The following is a 19,145-nucleotide window of genomic DNA, read 5'->3' on the forward strand; positions in this document are numbered from 1 at the left end:
CATTTTTTTTACTGTGCAGATTCCGCTGCAATATCACGCAGGGTTTTAGCCAGCGCATCTGGCTCCTGCGCACCGGAAATAAGATACTTCTGATTTATCACAAAGGCCGGCACCGAAGAGACACCGGCTTGTTGATACTGCTGTTCTTCCTGGCGAACCTGTTCACTGTATTCGTCAGAGTTTAATATCTCAGCGGCAAGTGTACGATCTAAGCCGGCCTGCTGTGCAGCGTCCAGCAGTACGTTGGGATCATCGACGGACAAGCCCTTTCCAAAATAGGCGTCAAATAATGCCAGCTTCATCGGCGTTTGCTTATCAAAGCGTGTCGCCCATTTCACCAAACGATGGCCATCGAATGTATTACAGGTATAGCGCTGTTCCATTTTTTCAAAATTGATATTCAATCCGGCGGCAATTTCCATCATCTGCTTCTGGCTTTGTTCAATCTGTGCAGGTTCAACATTGTACTTTTTTGCCAGGGCCGGTGTAATAGGCTCTGGAGTCAGGTTTGGGTCTGGTTGCAGCTCAAATGCGCGCCAGGTCAGGCTAACATCGATATCTTCCAGTTGCTCAAGCGCTTTTTGCAGGCGGCCATAGCCAATGGCGCACCAGGGGCAGGCAATATCTGACACTAAATCAACGGTCAGTGTAGTCATAAATCAACTCCTTCAAAACAGTGTCTTTAAGATCTGCGGCCGTGAGGCAAAATAGCAACCCTGAACAATTTTTTGTTTTAATGAGTATTTACAACTAACTCAAAGACCTATAAAAAGACGACGAAATTTATCATGACGATATGCCAACGTGTCATGTATAAAAATTATACATACGTGACCTTTGTTTACTTGAGAATTTTCTCATAGCGATATAGCTTTACAGTAAACAGCCGGCGTCTTTTACAACTAAAAGGAAGTCCAGGATTGAGTCAGCCTGAGAATATTGAAATTGTAAAACTGAACAAGCAACAGATCCTCGATGCCGACGTATTTTCAGGGATCAGCCCGAAGTCGATGCGTCAGGTATTTGGAAGCTGGATCATTTTTGTGGTGATTGTCGCCATGCTGGTCATATTTGCCCCGGAAATGAGCATGTCATTTATCTGGTCGACGCTGGCAGTCCTTGCCTTGTTTACTGTGGCTATGTTCGCACAAAGCCGGATTTCCGAAGGCTGGCCTGCGGTACTGGCACTTGAAGAAAAACTGCTGGTGGTGCGCGATCCCTTTAAGCGGGAATTTTTTAAGGTTAATCCGGCACTGGTGACACAGGCCGAACCCACTGTTATTAAGCCAAATAAAAAAGCCATCGCTGTGCATCTGGATCCACAACAATTAAGTGATGCCGATAAAGACGTGCTCAGTCAGGCTGTGTGGCCAAGAGATGATCAACTGCTGGCTCTGGCGCATTTTATTAGTCGTGAACGGGCCTGTGAAAAAATTCATACCTTTGTAAAAAGCGCCCAATAATGCTGTTTTAATTGCACAGTGTGTGTGCATTGCCTTTTTTTGTGATGGTGTATCGCGTAGTGTCGCACCATCACTGTTCGCCTGTTTGTGGCTTAATCCTTTGTATTATCTTCTGCAGTCGCCCGGTTTGTATGCAAGCAGGGGTGGCGATTCTTTCCTAAAATGCTATGTTACGCAGTTTATGGCGTACTTTTTTATGACCAGTTATCACAGAACTGGCCTGAAAAATGCCTGTTAAGAGCCTTAGCACGTGTTGACGGCGCGGTTGACCACTGGTTCGCTGGCCAGAATATAGCCCGATGCACGGTAGAAATAATGGGACGCGCGGCCACGCGCAGATAAATAATGGTTAAAAAAAGCAGGAGGCAGTATGCCCACAACAACCCTACTAAAAGTTCTGGTCATTGAAGACGACCCACTGACTGCCAGTCGAATTACCTCTAATCTTATCGGTTTGGGCTGGAGTGTTGATTTTGCAGCCAGTGGCAAAGCCGCCCTCAAACAGCAGCAACAACAGCAATATGATGTGATTTTGCTGGACACAACCCTGCCGGATATGTGCCCCAAAGAAGTGTACACCCAGATGAAAGACGAACAGGGTAGTACAACCCCTGTATTGTGTATGCGCACTGACACATTTGATGCACCATTGCGTCATGAAGATGACATCATCCCTGATGTTTCCGATGTAAGAGATATTATTGCCCGCTGCCAGTCTGCGGTAAATTCGTCTGCTTACAGCGCCAGTGCCTGACTCTTAACAGCCCGGTGCTTCATCAGAGACCGGCGCTGAGTTTGACTCGCAGGACTCACCAGCGCGGGTCAGTTGTAAGGTTGTCAGCAACGGAAAATGATCCGAACCATAGCCAGGTAAACGCTGTATTTTCACCAGGTCGAAATGATCGGTGTGAAAAACATGGTCCAGTGGCCAGCGAATCAGCGGGTATTTGGCATGAAATGTATTAAAAAATCCTCTTCCGCGCCGCGGGTCACGGGCGTGGCTGAGTTTACGAAACTTTCTGGTAGTGGGAGACCAGGCCACATCATTTAGATCGCCGGCCACCACAATGGGTCCTTGTTTGTCCGCAATTTCCTGGCCTACTAAAGTCAGCTCTTCGTCCCGGGGACCCGCTGTTTTGTTTTCAGTAGGGCTAGGGGGTTTTGGATGAAGCAGATACAGGGTCATCGGCTCGCCATCAATTTTAAGCTCAATTTGCATCGATGGCACATCATCTTCAACAATATAGCGAATCTGCGCATCATCCAGCGGTAGCTGACTGTAAAAATGCATGCCATAAAGGTTTTCCAGCGGACAGGCCAGCCGGTGCGGATAGGTGTCGTGCAAAGGCGTTAATCCATCGCCCCAGTCGTCGTTACTTTCCAGCGTAACCAGAAAAGCCGGATTATGTTTATTCACCAAATCTATCAGGCCCTGATAATTTGAGTTGTGCATATACACATTGCTGGTCAGAATCGTGAAAACACGGGTTTCATTCGGCTGTTTTACCTTAGAAACTTCACGGGGACCAAGCCGTGTATAAGGAATTATCCAGAAACACTGATAAATAACTGAACCTATCAAAAGTAAGCTCAGGCCCACAATACTTCTGGCTGGTGCAATAGAATACATATATGCCCATCCGGCCAGACACAGCACCATCAGAAACACTAACTGTACTCTGGGAAATTCCCAGACTCTGATTAACCAGTGTTGCCCGGGAAGATGTGGGGCGACAGTGGTAAATACCAGAAACAGGCTCGCCAGACAAAGGGTTTCAAACATGCAACATCCTTATGTTTAGTGACATAAAGCCACACTTTTACAATGTGGATGTTTACGCCGGACATCAGCAATAGTTCACAGTGAGTCGATTCAGTACTTTTGTCTTACCTGTCTGCAAAGCTTGCACAGTAGATTTTTCTCACGGATTTTCTTTGGTTTTAAATTATTCATTTAAATCAGTGGCCTATGTGAATTTGTCCAGGTGGCACACAAATCGCTTAAGCTATCTTGTATGTAGCGATAACTACAAAGAATTAATTAAGGAGAAAGCGATGAAACGTACAATTTTATCATTAATGGTGGCGGGTCTGATGAGTACCAGTGCTATGGCAGGTGACATGCAGTCACAAAATAGCTGGGAAAAAGGCGCGAAGGATGCATGGATTGACGGTAAAGCAGAAGCCACGCTGCTGTTTAACGGTAACCTGAATTCGTTTGATATCAATACAGATGTAAAAGACGGTAATGTTATTCTGACCGGAAAAGTGAAAAACTCGGTTGATAAAAAACTGGCAGAAGAGCTGGTAGAAAACATTGACGGCGTGACATCAGTAGACAACCAGCTCACTGTGGTTGAACACAAGGACATGATGTCGAAAGAGCAGAAAGACGACCTGAAAAACGACGCTAAAGAAACAGCGAATAAGGCTTCAGGCCAGCTTACTGATGCGAAAATCGCAACGGTAGTAAAAACCCGTCTGCTGATGGACTCAGACATTTCAGGTTTTGACATCGACGTAGATGTAGAGCAGGGCAATGTCACACTGACCGGTTCGGTGAAAACTGAAGCTGAGAAAGACCTGGCAGTTGAAATTGCCAAGAATGCGTCTGACGTAAAAAATGTAGAAGATAATCTGACTGTGGCTGAACAGCCAGCCGAATAAATCTGATTTTTAGTAAGACAGTAAGGGCGCCTGCGGGCGCCTTTTTTTGATCCCGGGTACCTGTAGCTAACCCGTTAGGTTTATATGATTACCCGTTAATCGGCCACTTCTTAAAACAAGGCGAGGCCAATTCCGACGGTTTGGTTTGAACCCTGTATTCAATAGGTGCTATGCACTCACTTTCCTCCCTGTTGGTCAGCAGATTTGCATCAAAATTATCTACACTCATTAATACCAATTCATGTTAAGGACGCCATCGCTAGTAACTCACTCTTATACCTGTAAACGACATCGACCAGAACAAACGCCTCTGTATCAATTGGTTGGAAGTCACTACCCAGAATTTCTGGAGCAGCTTTAAGCCAAGGGGAATTGCTGCTATATGATGTAGAAACAGTTCGTGATGCTCATCTTTTTTATACGCAAAGCAAACAAGATAGTAGAACTAAAAGCATTAAAGTGGCTATCAGAGATATCTGTGTTCGCTTTGGTACCATGCGCTATAAAAACCAGGCGATTAACGCTTAAGCTTAAAAAAACTACCAGTTAGCGAGAAGAAAGAATTACTTGCTCGATAAAATGAAAGCGACAGCCGCCGGTAAATTCAAACAGCGATTTGCTAATTTTTCCGCCCGCAGACTTACCATTATGCTACGGATCTGAAAGGTCAGGGGTATATAGCACGAGTAAAGGTGCCCCGCGCCCCGCTCGGGTTACTCGCTCAGCGGCAAAAATGCCGCCATCCAAACCGGCATGACTGAACGCGCTGTATTCGTTGCCATAGTTGAGTTTTAGTTCTCTTACTTATTTTCTACCTGAAATGCTGCCTTATCTTGGAATAGTTTAGACTTATTGACTACGTTATAAACTATCTTAATCGTTTAATATGTATGTTTGATTGGCATAGGAGGCGCCTGACTTTGACCCGTTTGTTTTGTTCGACATTATTATGCGTGTTTGTGATAAATTTTGCTGCATTCCATGTTCACGCCTCGATAGCTGACCGGGTCAATGAAATCAGCCTGCAAGTAGATACAGCATCGCCTATGCCGATAGGCGCTGCAATTGATGAATTAGAAACGCTTTTGTTATCGGATGCATTGAAAGCAAACGAGAAAAGAGCGGTCGCCGCCTTGTATGCTCGCTACCAGTTGTTAATCCATCAGCGACCAGATGACAATATTTTACGCGCATTACAAGAGTTAGAAGATAAGTCCAGAGATGGCCTCATTATCGCAGCAGGAATAGCGAGAATGTACGGCATAAGCGCAGACTACACAGAAGCTTATAAACGTTTTGACGCTTTAATTTCTACTCCAGCCCTTCCCGCTGACGTCAAAGTCTATGCCCTTATCTATCAGATTCTTACTTACAGTGAGGGGCAGGTTTTCGCCCCTAATGCAGAGCTCATTAACACCGTTAACGATTTGCTTGTCACTCATGATTTTTCTCACCTCAGGCCTCTGTACGATTCTATCGTGGCGGATTACTATCAGTCGGTAAGGGCTTATGAGCTTGCCTTGCGCTTTTACAAAAAGTCACTTGCAGGTGCGCAAGCGGCTAATCAACGAATTTTAGAAAGTGACAACCTTTATGCGATTGGTATCTTGTACCGAAATATAGGTGATTATGACACTGCCATTGACTACTTCGAACGCGCCATTGAACACGATAAAAATATTGATATTAATTATTCAGAATTTCTTGCTACCTATGGAATAGCAACTACTTACTATCGTGCCGGAAAACTAAAAGATGCAATAGCGCTTTCTGAAAAAGTGCTTATCCATCCTCTTTCATCATCTTTTTACAATAGTGAAATTTATCGCCTGAAAGCAGAAGCGCATCTTACTCTGGGGGAGTTAGATGAAGCTTATCAGACTCTGGAGCTCGCACGCGAGCTTTATGATGAAAACCGGGAAGATGAACAAACTACATGGCGTGCCCAGTTAGAGAGAACTGCGGCTTATATCACCGCAGCAAAAGGCGATTATAAATTAGCGTTTGAACAGTTTGAGGTTTTTCACGAGGCCTATTTAGAAGCAAAGAAATACGAAGATTTAGAACTCATTGAAAGCGCTGACCTGGTTCAAAAAATTACCCAGGAAAAGGAGAGAGCGAACTTACTTGAAAATGAAAATAAAGCTTTCGAAGAAGCGTTAGAGTTGAAAAACGAAGCTCAACAGACACAAGAGTTATTCTCAATGCTACTTTCAGTGTTGGTCGCATTAACAATGATCACTATTGTCATCATTTTAATTCTGCTAAGAAAATCAAGGCAGGCGAATGCACTTTACTCAACGGCAAAAGACAAAGCGGAACTCCACAGTCGTATTAAGTCAGAATTCATATCAAATATTAGCCACGAGATCCGCACGCCTTTGAATGCGATAATTGGCTTCGGTCAAACCGTTGCTAAACGCTCATCTGATTTAGAAACAAAAAAATTGACAAAGAAAATCGTCACTGCGTCGGAAATGCTTCTACAGCTTATTAACGACCTGTTGGACTTTTCAAAAATAGAAGCGGGCAAGCTAACGTTAGCTATCGGGCCGCATCACGTAAAATCGTGTTTAAGTACATTGATTGATATTTTTTCTGACCAAGCGCAGCGTAAAAATCTGCATCTAGCGCTAAATGTTGATGAAAAACTCAAAGATGAGCTGATGTTCGATGAGCTCAGATTTAAGCAAATTATGGCTAATTTGATCAGTAACGCCATCAAGTTTTCTAAACAAGGCATGGTCGAAATAGGTGTTCGCGTTACTGAGGCTCGCGATAGTCATTACACCCTTCATCGCTGGGTTAAAGATACCGGTATCGGCATCTCTAAAGAAAACCAGGCGAAGCTATTTACTCCTTTCACACAAGCGGAAAGTTCTATTGCGCGAAAATACGGCGGAACAGGATTAGGACTGAGTATTACCAACAACCTGCTTAAATTAATGGGGTCTTCCTTAACCGTTGAAAGCGAACCTGGCAAGGGAACAACATTTTCATTTGATGTGAGTTTTGCTATTGCCACTGCTATTACCGATGACGCAGACAGTACGCCTTCGGCAGCGATCGGAGAAGACTATCTCTCTTTGTTGACTGGAAAACGGGTTTTATTAGCCGAGGACAATGATATTAACGTAGAGGTAATGAAGGCGTTATTAGAAGAGTTTAATTTGGATTTGCATTATGCGTCTAATGGACAAGAGGCCATTGATGCTATGGCAAATCAAGAATTCGATTTAGTGCTAATGGATGTTCAGATGCCGCAGGTTGACGGCATCAGCGCGACACAACACATCCGTCAAGTCCTTAAGAAAAATACGCCGATTGTAGCGCTGACTGCCAATGCAATGCAGCAAGATATCGACGAATGCTTAGCCGCAGGCATGGATGCTCACGTTGGTAAGCCGGTTGATAAAGTACACTTGGTTAATACACTTCAAAAATTCCTTTTATGCAATTAATGGCATGGCTGTCCAGTACGCCAGTAAGTATTGAGTTTACCCATCTCGCTTTGTCTGTTACTTGCCAGATATCCCAGACATTAAAGCAAAATTATGCGCCGTGCTATTGCAACAGACAATAACCATCGAGCAGGGTTGCTAAAAAAGCAGACTAAGACTCCTATTCAGCGTACCGCCTTTAATAAGTATGGTGTTGTACTTGCCAATTGAACTCAAGGATTCAAGAAGCCTCTGACGCTGTTAGGCTGCTTTGTACGTAAAGCGGACATTTGACCTTTCCCCTGGAAACACAGCATATGGTTTTTCAGGGGAAGCGGATGTTAATATGAAGTCTCAGTAATAAGCTGTTATGTGCCAATGAGGTAGAAAATGAGTTCGGATGAAAGCAAAGAGTATGGAGCAATTCTCGTTGACACATCTATTTTCGATGCGCATGGATTAAAATTAGAAAAGGGCTTACTTGGTAAACTATATCAATTCAAAGATAGTGAGATAGATTACCTATTACCTGATGTAATAAAGGGAGAGGTTCAAAGCCATTTAGAAAAGAAGGTAAAAAGCTCTAGAGCATCTTTAGAAAAAGCTTTAAATGATGCTGGAGACCATCTCTTTTTTGATGGCAGTGAACTCAATGATGCAAAATCAATTTTAATTGGTTGTAATGAAATTGAGGGTATTGCTGCTAGCCGTGTTGATAAGTTTATCGAGAATTCAGGAGCATTGGTTATTGAATGTGGTGAGTATGTATCAGTATCAGAGCTATTAAAGCACTACTTTCAAAATGGACCTCCTTTTGCAGAAACAGGGAAAAAGAAAAATGAGTTTCCTGATGCTATCGTCCTTCTTGCCACAGAAGCATGGGCTGAAGAACGTGGCATTAATATTTTGGCGATTGCTCGTGATGGCGACTGGAAAAAATATTGTGAGACATCAGATAACATCGATTACACAGAGGACTTTGCAGATGCTCTGAGTAAGTTCAATAAAGAAACAGCTCCCTTTGCATTTTTATCCCGTTTAACTACGAAACTAGAGCTAGAAGAAGATGACGTAGCTGACTTCATTGAAAAAATACGTAGCGGTGTAGAAAGTTACTTTAATGGCTTTACGCCAGATCAAGAAGCTGACTCTTTTCATTATTGGGAACCTGATGGATGCCATGGTTGGTTAATTGATTTTGAGTTAACTGACTCCAATTTTAGAATAGTTGATCACTCAGAAGATTATATTGTCCTAGAAGTAAGTGCCAATATTACTGTTGAAGTTGAGGGCGAATTCTCACTTTCTCAATACGATTCAATAGACCATGATCATGTTTATATTGGAGGTGTTACTGCTACTGTTGAGGAACAATTTACTTCTGAGATTTTAGTTACAGTATGTGGTGATTTAGCTGGCGCTCTCTATGATCTAGATGTTGCCGAAGTTGAGGTTGTACACCCTATAACTTCGGTTGACTTTGGTACGTTAGAGCCTGATTACGGCGAGTACGATTAAAGGCACATAACAAGCCGTTATACAAGGACAAAAAACAGTTGGTTTTGCACCTTCGTCGCTAATTTTAATCAACTATTTTTTTGTTAACAGGACGTTAGCTTCACGGAGAACTAAGGAAAGATGAGAAGAAGTAGAGTTTTTGGGGAAAGAGAACTGCGAGACTTTCTTGAAGCCTCAAAGAGCAATGCAGCCCATTCAATTGAATCCGAAAATGATGACTATATAATGAATGTCAATGAAGACGACTATATAGCTCACAAAGTGTCTGAGGCGACGGTTGAGAATCTAGAAATTCACGTCGACGATATCTATGCATCCTCAAGTGAGCAGATGATACCTGCTGAGTATTTTCCTTCTGGCTTTCACGTTTCTTCAGGGAGGTCCTACAAGAAGGATGTGATTAAATTCCACGTTCCTATTAGCGGTAATATTCAATTACTTCACTGTATGCCTAGTAGCAGAATATTATGGACTATGTATATAGAAGTCAGTCGTGATGAATTCTGCTTTGAGATTATAAACTTCAGAGATGATGCCGAGGGCATAGTACGAGAGAAGGACTCAAATATCCGTAGCGTAATGAAGCAATACGAAAATGTGAGATCTGAGGTTGAAAGAGCTAATGCTGGTATAGAGCAGTATATTCGAAGTGCCTTTAACTCGCGGAAACAGAGAATAAAGAAAATTTCTGGAGTGTTAGCTTCACTAGGTGTCCCAATCAAAAAGACAGAAAGAGCATCAGAAACGTTTTCTGTCCCAACACCACAGAAACGTAAAAAAGCTGTTCCAAACAAACCTGACGTAAAGGATACGGGGTTCAGTCCGGAGCCGTGCCTCGACCAGTCAACATATAATGATATTTTAAAATTGATTCATGATGTAGGCAAAGAATTCGAGCGTTTACCAAGTTTGTACGCTGATAAGGAAGAAGAGCATCTTAGGGATCATTTCTTAATGATGTTAGAGCCAAATTTTGAAGGGGCTGCTACTGGAGAGACTTTTAATAAAACAGGAAAAACAGATATATTGCTGAGGCATGATGGTTCGAATCTATTTATTGGGGAGTGCAAGTTCTGGAAAGGGGAGAAGAGTTTTCTTTCAACTATAAACCAGCTTTTAGGGTACCTCACATGGAGAGATTCAAAGGCAGCAGTAATCATGTTTGTACCTAACAAGGATTTTAGCAGTGTGGTTGATACTGCTAAAGAGGCTGCTTCGAAGCATGAAAATTTCCTCAAATTCGTGAATGAAAGAGATGAAACTTGGTTTAACTATGAGTTTCATTTAAATGACGACAGGAACAGGGTGGTCAAGCTGGCAGTAATGCTCTACCACACGCCAAGATAAAGTTAACAAGGCGCTGCTGTCAGACAAGGTTTCCGCTGCGCTCCAAGCTTGACGCAGAGCGCGGCGTTAGGCTTCGTGTAAGTGCAGTGCTTTGTTTAAGGACTAATGAATTGAGTATTGAGTTTTTAGAAAATAATTTCGATAAAGTAAGTTACCTCGTTAATTTATTAACATCTAGAGCGACGGGGCTTTCTGCTGACAATAATGAATATGAGATTCTTCGACGAGAACTCCTAAACGATAGTGAGCTTTCGCCGCTACTTCCTTCTTGGCTAAAGCAACACCGCAATCTAGATTCATTTTGGGGATTCATCCAGCCTAAATTCACCACTTACGCAGAAAGACGAACTTATATATCAGAACAGTTTACGCCAGTATTAGATTTACTTGAGTTTGGAACTTCGATTCAAATACCTACTCAGAAAAACTCCCCCATGAATTCACAATCTCAACCAACAGCTAGAAACAAACGTAAAGTATTTATTGTCCATGGGCGTGATAATGAGACAAAACAAGAAGTTAGTCGTTACATTGAACAGTTAGGTCTTCAAGCGATCATATTGCATGAGCAAGCTTCCTCAGGTATGACAATTATTGAAAAAATAGAGCATTATTCGAACGAAGCTGATTTTGCTATCGTGCTCTATACCGCCTGCGACCATGGTCGAGGAGTACATGAAACTAAAATTCCGCCCAAGAATAGAGCGCGTCAAAATGTTGTTTTTGAACATGGTTACCTTATGGCTAAGCTTGGTAGAGAAAATGTATGTTCACTGGTGAAAGGCGATATAGAGACGCCCAATGATATTAGCGGTGTTGTTTATGTAGGATTAGATGACTTTGGAGCTTGGAAAGCTGATATAGCTAAAGAACTTAAGGCTTGTGGTTACCAACTCAGTCCTATCTTCTAAGATCTCGGAAGGCTTCACAATCACATTAAATCGCTCGTAAGCTCGGTAAGACAGTAACACATGGGCTGCGTACCTTCGTTTCTAATTCTAGTCCATGTATAATCGTTTTGCTCAGTGGGAAGTTGACAGTCCGCTTTTTGTCTAAAGCCGACCACGATGGCCGAGACAGACTTCTCTATTTCTACACTCAACAATTCACAGATCCAGGTAGTAAGCCCTAAATCTCGCATCAATCCTGCGCAGCGAGTATTAGTCATTGACGCTGCGCCATGTTGATACGCTTTTCATCGTTTCGCCATCTTCTTTTCATACAACTGTAAAACAGCCGTGTAAAAATTGCCTGGTCAGTGGGTAAGGTATTCGCTGATTAAATGATAACGCCTTTTGTTGACCTGATCTTTTAAGTACAACTTAAGTTGTATGCGGCATATTGTCTCGTCTGCAACGTTTTTATCTCATTTTTGTAAAGCTGGAATACTTATTGAATGTTTAGTGTTACAGGATTTACAGGAATGTGTGGTGATGGTTATTTCTCTGCACAACAAGCAACACATCGAATTAAAGAAAAGGACAGACAATGAAACTGTTGAAGTCTAAGCGTCAAGCTCAACCTGCCAATCGTTTTGAAGAGTTTTTGCAAAATCAGCCGGTATTCAACTGGTTTTCACGTTACGAAACAGCGACTTCGTCATCCACTAAAGTGGTTGAACAGTGCTCAAGCTGTTCAAGCTGGATGGCAAAGCGTGCAAGTAATCAGTAACTTTTTATGGGGTGCCGTTTTGCCCGGCTTCCCGGTATTTTTATGACACGTCATTATCTTCTGAATCCCCATATTATTAACACGCTGTTTTGTGCACTGTTGTTTGTTGTGGTTTAACCAAAACTTACATGTTTATATTTCAGTAAACTCGATCATTTCATCGTTCACCGCAGTATAAATCACTTAGTTGATTACATATTTGCTTTGGTTGGTACGGTCTAATAAAGGATTGTTTGACTGAAGTCAGCGTTAAGGAAAAGCAGTGGTTAAAGGTCATTTCTCCAGAATTGCCGGATTGTGTTTCATTCTGTTGTTGTCAGGATGCAGCACGGTTGAGGTGCCACAACAGCAACAAACCGGTTCATCTTCTTCTACAAATACCCAACAGGATAAGTCTGCTTCTGACCATGCCCAGGCCATGAGCCGGGGACAAAATGTGACGGTGAAAACCAGTCAGGGAGAGATTAGCGTTGCGCCCACCGTAGTGGCCATCACCGATGCGTCCGGCAACGCGGCCGACAGTCAGGGGAATCAGGCGCAGGTATTTTACAATGACCCCTGGGAGAATATGAACCGGCATATTTTTGCGTTTAATAACTACGCTTATGACTTTGTGCTTATTCCTGCGGCAGAGGGATACCAGTTTCTGGTGCCGGCAGTCGCCCGGGATAAAATTGGCAACGCCTTCAACAATATCCGTGAGCCCCTGAACCTGCTTAATAATGTGGTGGCTGGTGAATTCAAGGATGCTGGCAATAATGTTGGGCGGTTTTTGATCAACAGTACCGTGGGTATTCTGGGGTTGTTTGACCCCGCACAAGATTGGTTTGATATCGCGCCGCGCAAGCAGACCATTGCCGATACCTTGTTTGACTACGACGTCAGCGCCGGGCCGTATCTGGTTTTACCGTTGCTTGGGCCCAGTGACTCCCGAGGCGCGTTTTCAACCGTCTCAGAGGGCTTTATCCATCCGATTAATCAGCTGATGGACCCGCCGGAGTCTTATATGCTGCGCACATTTGATGGGTTTGATGATTTCTCCGGACAAGCTAAAACCTATCAGGACTTGTATCAAAAAGCCGACGATCCCTACATTTTCTTTCGTAATCAGTACATACAGAGCCAGCGTCGGGATGAATATTTTCAGTATCAGGGAGTGACCGATGATAAATAAGCTGGCTGCCGGCATTGTCAGATTGCGCTGGGCAATCATTGTTCTGTTTGTATTATTGGTTGGCGGACTGGCAGCAGGTATTGGCCAGTTTAAAATTGATGCCTCAGCCGACACCCTGTTGGTAAAAGACAACAAGCTTTATATTGAGAGTCAGCTGGCCGCGCAGGTGTTCTCGCCTGACGAATTTATTTTGCTGGCATATCAACCCGAATCGCATCCTCTGTATAGCCGCCAGACATTTGATGATATTGCGCAGATGTCTGCGCAAATTAAAAAAATGGAAAGGGTGGAGGCTGTCACATCTATTTTAACGGTGCCACTGATTCAGGATAAATCGTCGCTTACCGGCGATACTGATGTGAGTCAGTTAAGCTGGCAGGCACAAAAATACTCGCCGCAACAGATGCAACAGCTCATTAGCGGTCATCCGATATTTACCGACTTACTGGTTAACCGTGAGGACACGGCAACGGCCATTCAGGTTGTGTTCCGGCAGAACCCGGAATTGCAGAGCCTGGAACAGCAGATGACGGAGATTGAAGCGAATCTGCTGACCCGGGACTTAACTGAACAAGAGCAAAGCCAGCTGGCAGCGTTAAAAGCGCAGGCAGACCCGATTAAACAGGCGCTTACCCGACAAAGACAACAGGAAATTGACCAGCTTAATCAGATCGCCTCACAGGTGAATGGACGCGCTTCAACTTACCTGGGCGGCTCTTACGTAGTAGGCCAGCACCTGGTGGATATTATTCGTTCAGATTTAACCCTGTTTGGTTCAGCAATTGCGGCAGTCATCGCCTTATTGCTGCTGATTTTGTATCGCTCGGTGAGATGGGTGATATTTCCGCTAGGTGCCTGCGCGGTGAGCGTCAGCATGACGATGGGACTGTTTGGCTGGCTGGATATGCGTACCACGGTGATCTCTGCCAATTTCATCGCACTTCAGCTTATTCTGACTTTAGCTGTCATGATTCATCTGATTGGTGCATACCGGGATATCAGTCACCAGCAACCGGCTTTAAACCAGTATGAGCGGGTGACAGCGATGCTGAAGCAAAAGCTCAGCCCCTGTTTTTATGCCACCCTGACCACCTCGGTGGGGTTTGCCTCTTTGATTTTCAGTGGTCTGCAACCCGTGGTGGATTTTGGGTATATGATGCTAAGTGCCATGATTATCACCATGCTAGTCGGCCTGCTGTTATTTCCTGCACTGCTGGCGCTGCTACGCGCTAAACATGAAAGTCATGATTATAGCTGGATCACCGGGTTACTGAATAAACTGAAAACCTTGTCCCTGCGTGCGCCTGGTACCATTACCGTGCTTATTTTACTGATATTTGGCGGCACAGCCTTTGGTATTAGCCGGTTAAATGTAGAAAACTCATTCATTGATTATTTTGCTAAAGATACGCAGGTATACCAGGAACTGGCTTTTATCGACAAACAGTTTGGCGGCTCTACACCACTGGATATAATTCTGGATATGGGGGAGGTTGATGATGAGCAACAACTGGTGTTAACCGCCGATACCGTTAACCAGCTGCAACTGGTACAGGCTGCGGTAAATGCGTTTAAGGCCACCGGTAGTGTGACCTCCATTGCTAATTTCACCGAACTGGCCAAGCAGCTTAACGATAATAAGCCACTTACCGAATATGAACTGACCGCTATTTATCGCCTGCTGGATGAAAAAGTGGTCGATCAGCTTATCGGCGCTTATTTTTCACCGCAAACTGGCCAGTTGCGTATTTCGGTACGAGTGCAGGACACCACCGACAATTTAAACCGCGCCGCATTTTTACAGGACTTGAAACAGGATATCAGCACGGTTGGTGTGGCTGCTGATGATGTGCAGTTAACCAGTCTGTTTGTACTGTATCAGGATATTTTAAGCCGATTGTTTGATTCTCAGGTCACCACCCTGGGTATCGTGTATCTGGTGCTGGCGATAGTATTGCTGGTTATCTTTCGCTCGCTGAAAGTGGCGTTAATAGCGCTTATCCCCAACGTAATGACCACCCTGGGCATTCTGGGCGTGATTGGGTGGCTGGGCATTCCGCTGGATATTATGACCATTACCATTGCCGCTATTGCCATGGGCATTGCGGTGGACGACACCATCCACTTTGTTCATGCCTGGTTGTCAGGCCATAAGCGAGGAGATGCAGGCCAGGCCTGCAAGGAAGCGTTTGGTCACACCGGAATGGCTATACTGTTTACTACGACCATTATCGCTACCGGCTTCTCCTTATTCGGGTTTTCAGACTTTATCCCCAGTGTTAACTTTGGCCTACTTACCGCTACCGCGATGATTATGGCGCTGGTAACTGATTTAACACTATTGCCAGCTCTGCTGAATAAGTTTGTTGGCCGTACCCAAACCCAGCCCGCGGGTTAACCCCGACACAGAGCCTGACCGGTTCGACTCTTGTACAGCGCCTGATCTGAAACAGATATTCATGCAGGCGCTGAATCTATTACTACAGAATAAATAGCGAAAGTGTGCAGAATTGTACCCGGTGATGACCAAAGTTAGCGTGCTGCTATAGTTCGATGCGGATAGCAACGGTACAACGTACTGGTTTTCAGGGTGAATACTTCGATAAGTACCCAGTCGACAGAGCCTGAACACACGGAATATAAGATTGTAGGGTTACGCTGACGAGGGCAGGGAAGTTACGTTAAAACGGGTGGAATACTAACCGCTTAGTATGCTGAGTATAAGGGCAAGCCCCCGTATATAAAACAAAGCGGGGGGCAAGAGTGCTAACGTGAAGATCGCAGGCTAAGGATGAGCCGGAGCATCTTCAATTAAACTCAGCATTTTGGGGTTGTTCCCCATCTTGGCAAGTTCAATAAGGTGTTGTTTTTGAAGAATGTCCAGGCTATGAGTAGCAAGCAGCTGCTTGACCCGCTCAACTTCATCGTTGGCGATGGCAGACTGAATACCTTCCATACCGGCAATACTGCGTGATTGTTTGTCTGATTCACTCATAATCTTCTCCACAAAGTCTAAAGGTACAAAAAACCCGGCCGTAGCCGGGTTTTTCAGGATAATGATGCTATTAGCAATCTTTATCTTCGGCGTTCATGCCATCTTTTACGTCTTCACAGGTATCTTCCATTGCGTTACCTGCATCAGTCATCGCCTCGTCGACCTTTTCGCCAGCATTCTCAGCGCTACCGTCATCACTACACGCTGCTACAGAAAATGCAAATACTGCAACAAACATCAACTTCATTAGATTTTTAATAGACAACATAATAGTCCTTGCTCCTTAATTATAAATTTATACTTTCGGTGACTTGCCACGCAATGCGTTAGCTATTAGTGAAATCACTAAAAGTGCTACAAATACGAAAAACAGAAATTGGGCAATGCCTGTTGCTGCACCGGCAATGCCGCCAAAGCCAAAAACAGCTGCAATAATGGCTATAATAAAAAATGTAATCGCCCAACCTAGCATAACGTTATCCTCGTATCGCTCCATAAAAGTCACTAATACTTATGCGTTATTTGTGCCAGATTGTAAGTTACTGATTTTATATGTTTTTTGCTTTTCTTTGTCGAATAACTACGTAAATCATCATCCACAATTACAGGCGCTATGCACTTTTTACACGAGTCAATAATTCGGGATGAAATTTAAGCTAACATGAGAGGTGACTGAAATAAAAGAAGTTTTTACACATGTATGTCAATATTCTGGTACCCGTCTCAAACAGAGTACTACTTGTTTAATTACCCTGATAACGTACTCTGGGTAAAAAAAGGCGGAACAGGAGTTTTCATGAGCAAACAACATTCAGCATTTATTGGATTAATGCAGCGCGCGCGCAACGTAAAACGATGGCCGCTAATGGCGCAGTTTCAGGAAGAAATGCTGTCTACACATATCTACGAAGCATCTTTTGTTGGTCATATGCTCGGTGCTATTGCTGCCGATATTTTTGATGAGGAGGTGAGTCCGGATCGGGTAGCTGCAATGGCACTATTTCACGAGGGCAGTGAAATTGCGGGAATGAGTGATATACCCAGCCCGGTTAAATATCATGACCCGGATACCACGACAGCCATTAAAAAGCTCGAACGCCGGTTTGAAGCTATGCTGTTGCAAACTTTGCCTGATGCCCTTAAACAGCGTTATCAGCCGTTGATTGAACAGGATAAGCATGATGTACATGTTCGCCTGGCAAAGGCTGCAGACGTATTGTGTGCTTATCTTAAGTGCGATTATGAGTTGTCGAAATCTAACGGCGAATTTTCCAATGCCATGGTAGAGATGGAAATTCAGCTCAAAAAATACCGGGATACACTGCCTAGTGTCGATTATTTTTGTCAGATGTTTTTAGATGACGCAAAAAGTACACTGGACGAACAAACCAAAGATCTGGAGTGGGTGGAGCGGGCAAGTAATCTACACCTGTAGATGACGTATAAATTGCTGGCTATTGCGTGGATAAGCATAGGCATCGTTCTGAGTATAAACATTGGTCAGACTCAATGCACCTTTACTGATTGTAAACAGCTACGCGACAAATCACGAAAGACTGACTATCACATGTTACATAGCCAGTCGGCTGTTCAGGCAGACACTTTGTGAAGGGAGCGTATCTCGTCATGACATTGCTGCATACGTGTGCGAATCCGGCGTAACTCACAAGCAAAAGTCTGGGGTTGATTATCATCAAGCGCTGTATCAATGACATCCAGCACTTTATTTTCTACCTGTTCCAGTTGTTTAACATACAGACAGTCGTTAGCAGATTTCACTGACTCCATCAGTTCAGTGTATAACTTACGGATCCCGATGGTCCAGTCAGTATATTGGACGGTGTCAGCCTGCTGGGTTACTGTCATGTATTTGCGCAGAGCGATAACAGCCAGTTCTTTTTCTTCAATCATACGATTAAACATGGCCTGTAAATGCTCGCTGGACACTTTACGCTTGCTGTCCTGGTAAAATGTAATTCCACCGTTAAGGACTTTAATTATCTCTGCCACCTGATTGTCACTAACCGGTACTGAATTCATTTCCTACTCCTTCAAGAAGGCATAAGTTACTGATACTGCCATTGTCAATGCACAGGGCATTCCAAAAACCACGGCTGAAGTGTCAAACTAAAAAAATAAAAAAGTCTTTTATATCAATGCTTAAAAAGTAAAACGCTGTGCTACTTGACGTAGAGGGGAAGGGTATTGCAACCGGGCGAGAATTATTTCCAATAAAATTGTAAATCTTGTTCATCACGGCCGGAAGGATACCGGCCGTATCATCAGGCTGCTAGCTTTTTGAATCTGGTGGCGTTTTAAGCAGGTCTGTTACTTTAAAGGCCCGCTTGTCGGTACTGATTTTGCTGTCACCCATGCGTACTACAATGGAATAGTACACATCTTTAGTTCGCGTTTTTTCTACCGTTACACCTGAATCCGTCGCTTCATAAGGTTGGGCTACCTCATTACAGCCTGACATAGTGCATTGTTCTTCTTTGAGTACCGGTGGCAGCGTATTGGTATCTTTGCGAGTCACGCTGCGTGCTTCGCGGGATTTACGCTGTACATCGGTTTTCACCAGGCTCACCCATTCATAGCCTTTTTGCCTGGCAATTTCGGCAGCGCGGTATAAAGAATATTCCTGCACCTTGTCGGCAGGCGTTGCTTCGGTGGCTTTAAACATCACCCGGTATTCGCTGTCACTTAACTCCATACTGGAGTAACCATAAGCGTCACTGGTTTGAGCAGCGCGATAAAGAGTGGGTTGAGTGGGGGATTGAGAAACACATGCGCTTAAGGAGACAGAAGCAGCCACCAAGCCAATGCATAACGACTTACCTAAGGGGCGGTGCGTCCAGTGAGCCATAAAA

The 19,145-nt window shown here is 44.0% G+C and carries 18 protein-coding genes; 11 read left to right on the forward strand and 7 right to left on the reverse strand.

Annotation, left to right across the window (positions count from 1 at the left end; genetic code table 11):
* Nucleotides 1-8: 8 nt before the first annotated feature.
* Nucleotides 9-656 (reverse strand): DsbA family oxidoreductase, encoded by a 648-nt coding sequence (locus tag EZV72_RS07455; RefSeq protein ID WP_137166654.1) that lies wholly within the window; start codon nt 654-656, stop codon nt 9-11.
* A 264-nt stretch (nt 657-920) separates the two neighbouring features.
* On the opposite strand from EZV72_RS07455, the gene EZV72_RS07460 reads away from it, so the two are divergent.
* Nucleotides 921-1,463: a hypothetical protein gene (locus tag EZV72_RS07460; protein WP_137166655.1), complete on the forward strand. Its 543-nt coding sequence runs from the start codon at nt 921-923 to the stop codon at nt 1,461-1,463.
* Nucleotides 1,464-1,833: 370 nt separating this feature from the next.
* The gene (locus EZV72_RS07465) at nt 1,834-2,217 is read left to right on the forward strand and encodes a response regulator transcription factor (protein ID WP_137166656.1); all 384 of its coding nucleotides are present in this window, start codon (nt 1,834-1,836) and stop codon (nt 2,215-2,217) included.
* 3 nt (nt 2,218-2,220) lie between these two features.
* On the opposite strand, the gene EZV72_RS07470 is transcribed toward EZV72_RS07465, so the two are convergent.
* Complete coding sequence (locus EZV72_RS07470; protein ID WP_137166657.1) at nt 2,221-3,246, reverse strand: endonuclease/exonuclease/phosphatase family protein; 1,026 nt, start codon at nt 3,244-3,246, stop codon at nt 2,221-2,223.
* Between the two features lie 272 nt (nt 3,247-3,518).
* Here EZV72_RS07470 and EZV72_RS07475 point away from each other — a divergent pair, with 272 nt between their 5' ends.
* From EZV72_RS07475 to EZV72_RS07510, 8 genes are all read left to right on the forward strand, one after another.
* Nucleotides 3,519-4,130 carry a BON domain-containing protein gene (locus EZV72_RS07475; RefSeq protein ID WP_137166658.1) on the forward strand — a complete coding sequence of 204 codons (612 nt, stop codon included), beginning with the start codon at nt 3,519-3,521 and terminating at the stop codon, nt 4,128-4,130.
* A 920-nt stretch (nt 4,131-5,050) separates the two neighbouring features.
* Nucleotides 5,051-7,591, forward strand: a complete 2,541-nt coding sequence (locus tag EZV72_RS07480) for a hybrid sensor histidine kinase/response regulator (RefSeq protein ID WP_232364528.1) — start codon at nt 5,051-5,053, stop codon at nt 7,589-7,591.
* Nucleotides 7,592-7,960: 369 nt separating this feature from the next.
* Entirely contained in the window at nt 7,961-9,088 is a 1,128-nt protein-coding gene (locus EZV72_RS07485) for a PIN domain-containing protein (protein ID WP_137166659.1), read from the forward strand.
* 120 nt (nt 9,089-9,208) lie between these two features.
* On the forward strand, nt 9,209-10,435 hold the full coding sequence (locus EZV72_RS07490; RefSeq protein ID WP_137166660.1) for a hypothetical protein: 1,227 nt from the start codon (nt 9,209-9,211) through the stop codon (nt 10,433-10,435).
* Between the two features lie 110 nt (nt 10,436-10,545).
* Nucleotides 10,546-11,346, forward strand: a complete 801-nt coding sequence (locus EZV72_RS18420) for a TIR domain-containing protein (RefSeq protein ID WP_175405069.1) — start codon at nt 10,546-10,548, stop codon at nt 11,344-11,346.
* Between the two features lie 577 nt (nt 11,347-11,923).
* Nucleotides 11,924-12,106 (forward strand): hypothetical protein, encoded by a 183-nt coding sequence (locus EZV72_RS07500; protein WP_137166661.1) that lies wholly within the window; start codon nt 11,924-11,926, stop codon nt 12,104-12,106.
* A 262-nt stretch (nt 12,107-12,368) separates the two neighbouring features.
* On the forward strand, nt 12,369-13,280 hold the full coding sequence (locus tag EZV72_RS07505) for an MlaA family lipoprotein (RefSeq protein WP_137166662.1): 912 nt from the start codon (nt 12,369-12,371) through the stop codon (nt 13,278-13,280).
* A complete protein-coding gene (locus tag EZV72_RS07510; protein WP_137166663.1) occupies nt 13,270-15,678 on the forward strand; it encodes an efflux RND transporter permease subunit in 2,409 nt (802 codons plus the stop codon). Before EZV72_RS07505 ends, EZV72_RS07510 begins: the two co-directional genes overlap by 11 nt.
* A 387-nt stretch (nt 15,679-16,065) precedes the next feature.
* On the opposite strand, the gene EZV72_RS07515 is transcribed toward EZV72_RS07510, so the two are convergent.
* The 3 genes from EZV72_RS07515 to EZV72_RS07525 all read right to left on the reverse strand — a co-directional run bounded on the left by EZV72_RS07515 (nt 16,066) and on the right by EZV72_RS07525 (nt 16,747).
* Nucleotides 16,066-16,275 (reverse strand): hypothetical protein, encoded by a 210-nt coding sequence (locus EZV72_RS07515; protein ID WP_137166664.1) that lies wholly within the window; start codon nt 16,273-16,275, stop codon nt 16,066-16,068.
* 70 nt (nt 16,276-16,345) lie between these two features.
* Nucleotides 16,346-16,543 (reverse strand): hypothetical protein, encoded by a 198-nt coding sequence (locus EZV72_RS07520; protein WP_137166665.1) that lies wholly within the window; start codon nt 16,541-16,543, stop codon nt 16,346-16,348.
* Nucleotides 16,544-16,570: 27 nt separating this feature from the next.
* Nucleotides 16,571-16,747, reverse strand: a complete 177-nt coding sequence (locus EZV72_RS07525; RefSeq protein ID WP_018982048.1) for a DUF1328 domain-containing protein — start codon at nt 16,745-16,747, stop codon at nt 16,571-16,573.
* Between the two features lie 324 nt (nt 16,748-17,071).
* Here EZV72_RS07525 and yfbR point away from each other — a divergent pair, with 324 nt between their 5' ends.
* Entirely contained in the window at nt 17,072-17,710 is a 639-nt protein-coding gene (gene yfbR / locus EZV72_RS07530) for a 5'-deoxynucleotidase (RefSeq protein ID WP_137166666.1), read from the forward strand.
* A 155-nt stretch (nt 17,711-17,865) separates the two neighbouring features.
* Here the strand turns inward: yfbR and EZV72_RS07535 are convergent, their stop codons facing one another.
* Both EZV72_RS07535 and EZV72_RS07540 read right to left on the reverse strand, forming a co-directional pair.
* Complete coding sequence (locus EZV72_RS07535; RefSeq protein WP_137166667.1) at nt 17,866-18,315, reverse strand: DUF2383 domain-containing protein; 450 nt, start codon at nt 18,313-18,315, stop codon at nt 17,866-17,868.
* A gap of 250 nt (nt 18,316-18,565) precedes the next feature.
* Nucleotides 18,566-19,141 carry a CC0125/CC1285 family lipoprotein gene (locus tag EZV72_RS07540; protein WP_137166668.1) on the reverse strand — a complete coding sequence of 192 codons (576 nt, stop codon included), beginning with the start codon at nt 19,139-19,141 and terminating at the stop codon, nt 18,566-18,568.
* Nucleotides 19,142-19,145 lie beyond the last annotated feature (4 nt).

This window comes from Salinimonas lutimaris, assembly GCF_005222225.1.
GTDB classification, from domain to species: domain Bacteria; phylum Pseudomonadota; class Gammaproteobacteria; order Enterobacterales; family Alteromonadaceae; genus Alteromonas; species Alteromonas lutimaris.

What these genes read in the sequence shown, in the direction of transcription:
- EZV72_RS07455 (WP_137166654.1), bottom strand. Translation starts at nt 656, where the DNA reads ATGACTACACTGACCGTTGATTTAGTGTCAGATATTGCCTGCCCCTGG.
- EZV72_RS07465 (WP_137166656.1), top strand. Translation starts at nt 1,834, where the DNA reads ATGCCCACAACAACCCTACTAAAAGTTCTGGTCATTGAAGACGACCCA.
- EZV72_RS07470 (WP_137166657.1), bottom strand. Translation starts at nt 3,246, where the DNA reads ATGTTTGAAACCCTTTGTCTGGCGAGCCTGTTTCTGGTATTTACCACT.
- EZV72_RS07475 (WP_137166658.1), top strand. Translation starts at nt 3,519, where the DNA reads ATGAAACGTACAATTTTATCATTAATGGTGGCGGGTCTGATGAGTACC.
- EZV72_RS07485 (WP_137166659.1), top strand. Translation starts at nt 7,961, where the DNA reads ATGAGTTCGGATGAAAGCAAAGAGTATGGAGCAATTCTCGTTGACACA.
- EZV72_RS07490 (WP_137166660.1), top strand. Translation starts at nt 9,209, where the DNA reads ATGAGAAGAAGTAGAGTTTTTGGGGAAAGAGAACTGCGAGACTTTCTT.
- EZV72_RS07500 (WP_137166661.1), top strand. Translation starts at nt 11,924, where the DNA reads ATGAAACTGTTGAAGTCTAAGCGTCAAGCTCAACCTGCCAATCGTTTT.
- EZV72_RS07510 (WP_137166663.1), top strand. Translation starts at nt 13,270, where the DNA reads ATGATAAATAAGCTGGCTGCCGGCATTGTCAGATTGCGCTGGGCAATC.
- EZV72_RS07515 (WP_137166664.1), bottom strand. Translation starts at nt 16,275, where the DNA reads ATGAGTGAATCAGACAAACAATCACGCAGTATTGCCGGTATGGAAGGT.
- EZV72_RS07520 (WP_137166665.1), bottom strand. Translation starts at nt 16,543, where the DNA reads ATGTTGTCTATTAAAAATCTAATGAAGTTGATGTTTGTTGCAGTATTT.
- EZV72_RS07525 (WP_018982048.1), bottom strand. Translation starts at nt 16,747, where the DNA reads ATGCTAGGTTGGGCGATTACATTTTTTATTATAGCCATTATTGCAGCT.
- yfbR (WP_137166666.1), top strand. Translation starts at nt 17,072, where the DNA reads ATGAGCAAACAACATTCAGCATTTATTGGATTAATGCAGCGCGCGCGC.
- EZV72_RS07535 (WP_137166667.1), bottom strand. Translation starts at nt 18,315, where the DNA reads ATGAATTCAGTACCGGTTAGTGACAATCAGGTGGCAGAGATAATTAAA.
- EZV72_RS07540 (WP_137166668.1), bottom strand. Translation starts at nt 19,141, where the DNA reads ATGGCTCACTGGACGCACCGCCCCTTAGGTAAGTCGTTATGCATTGGC.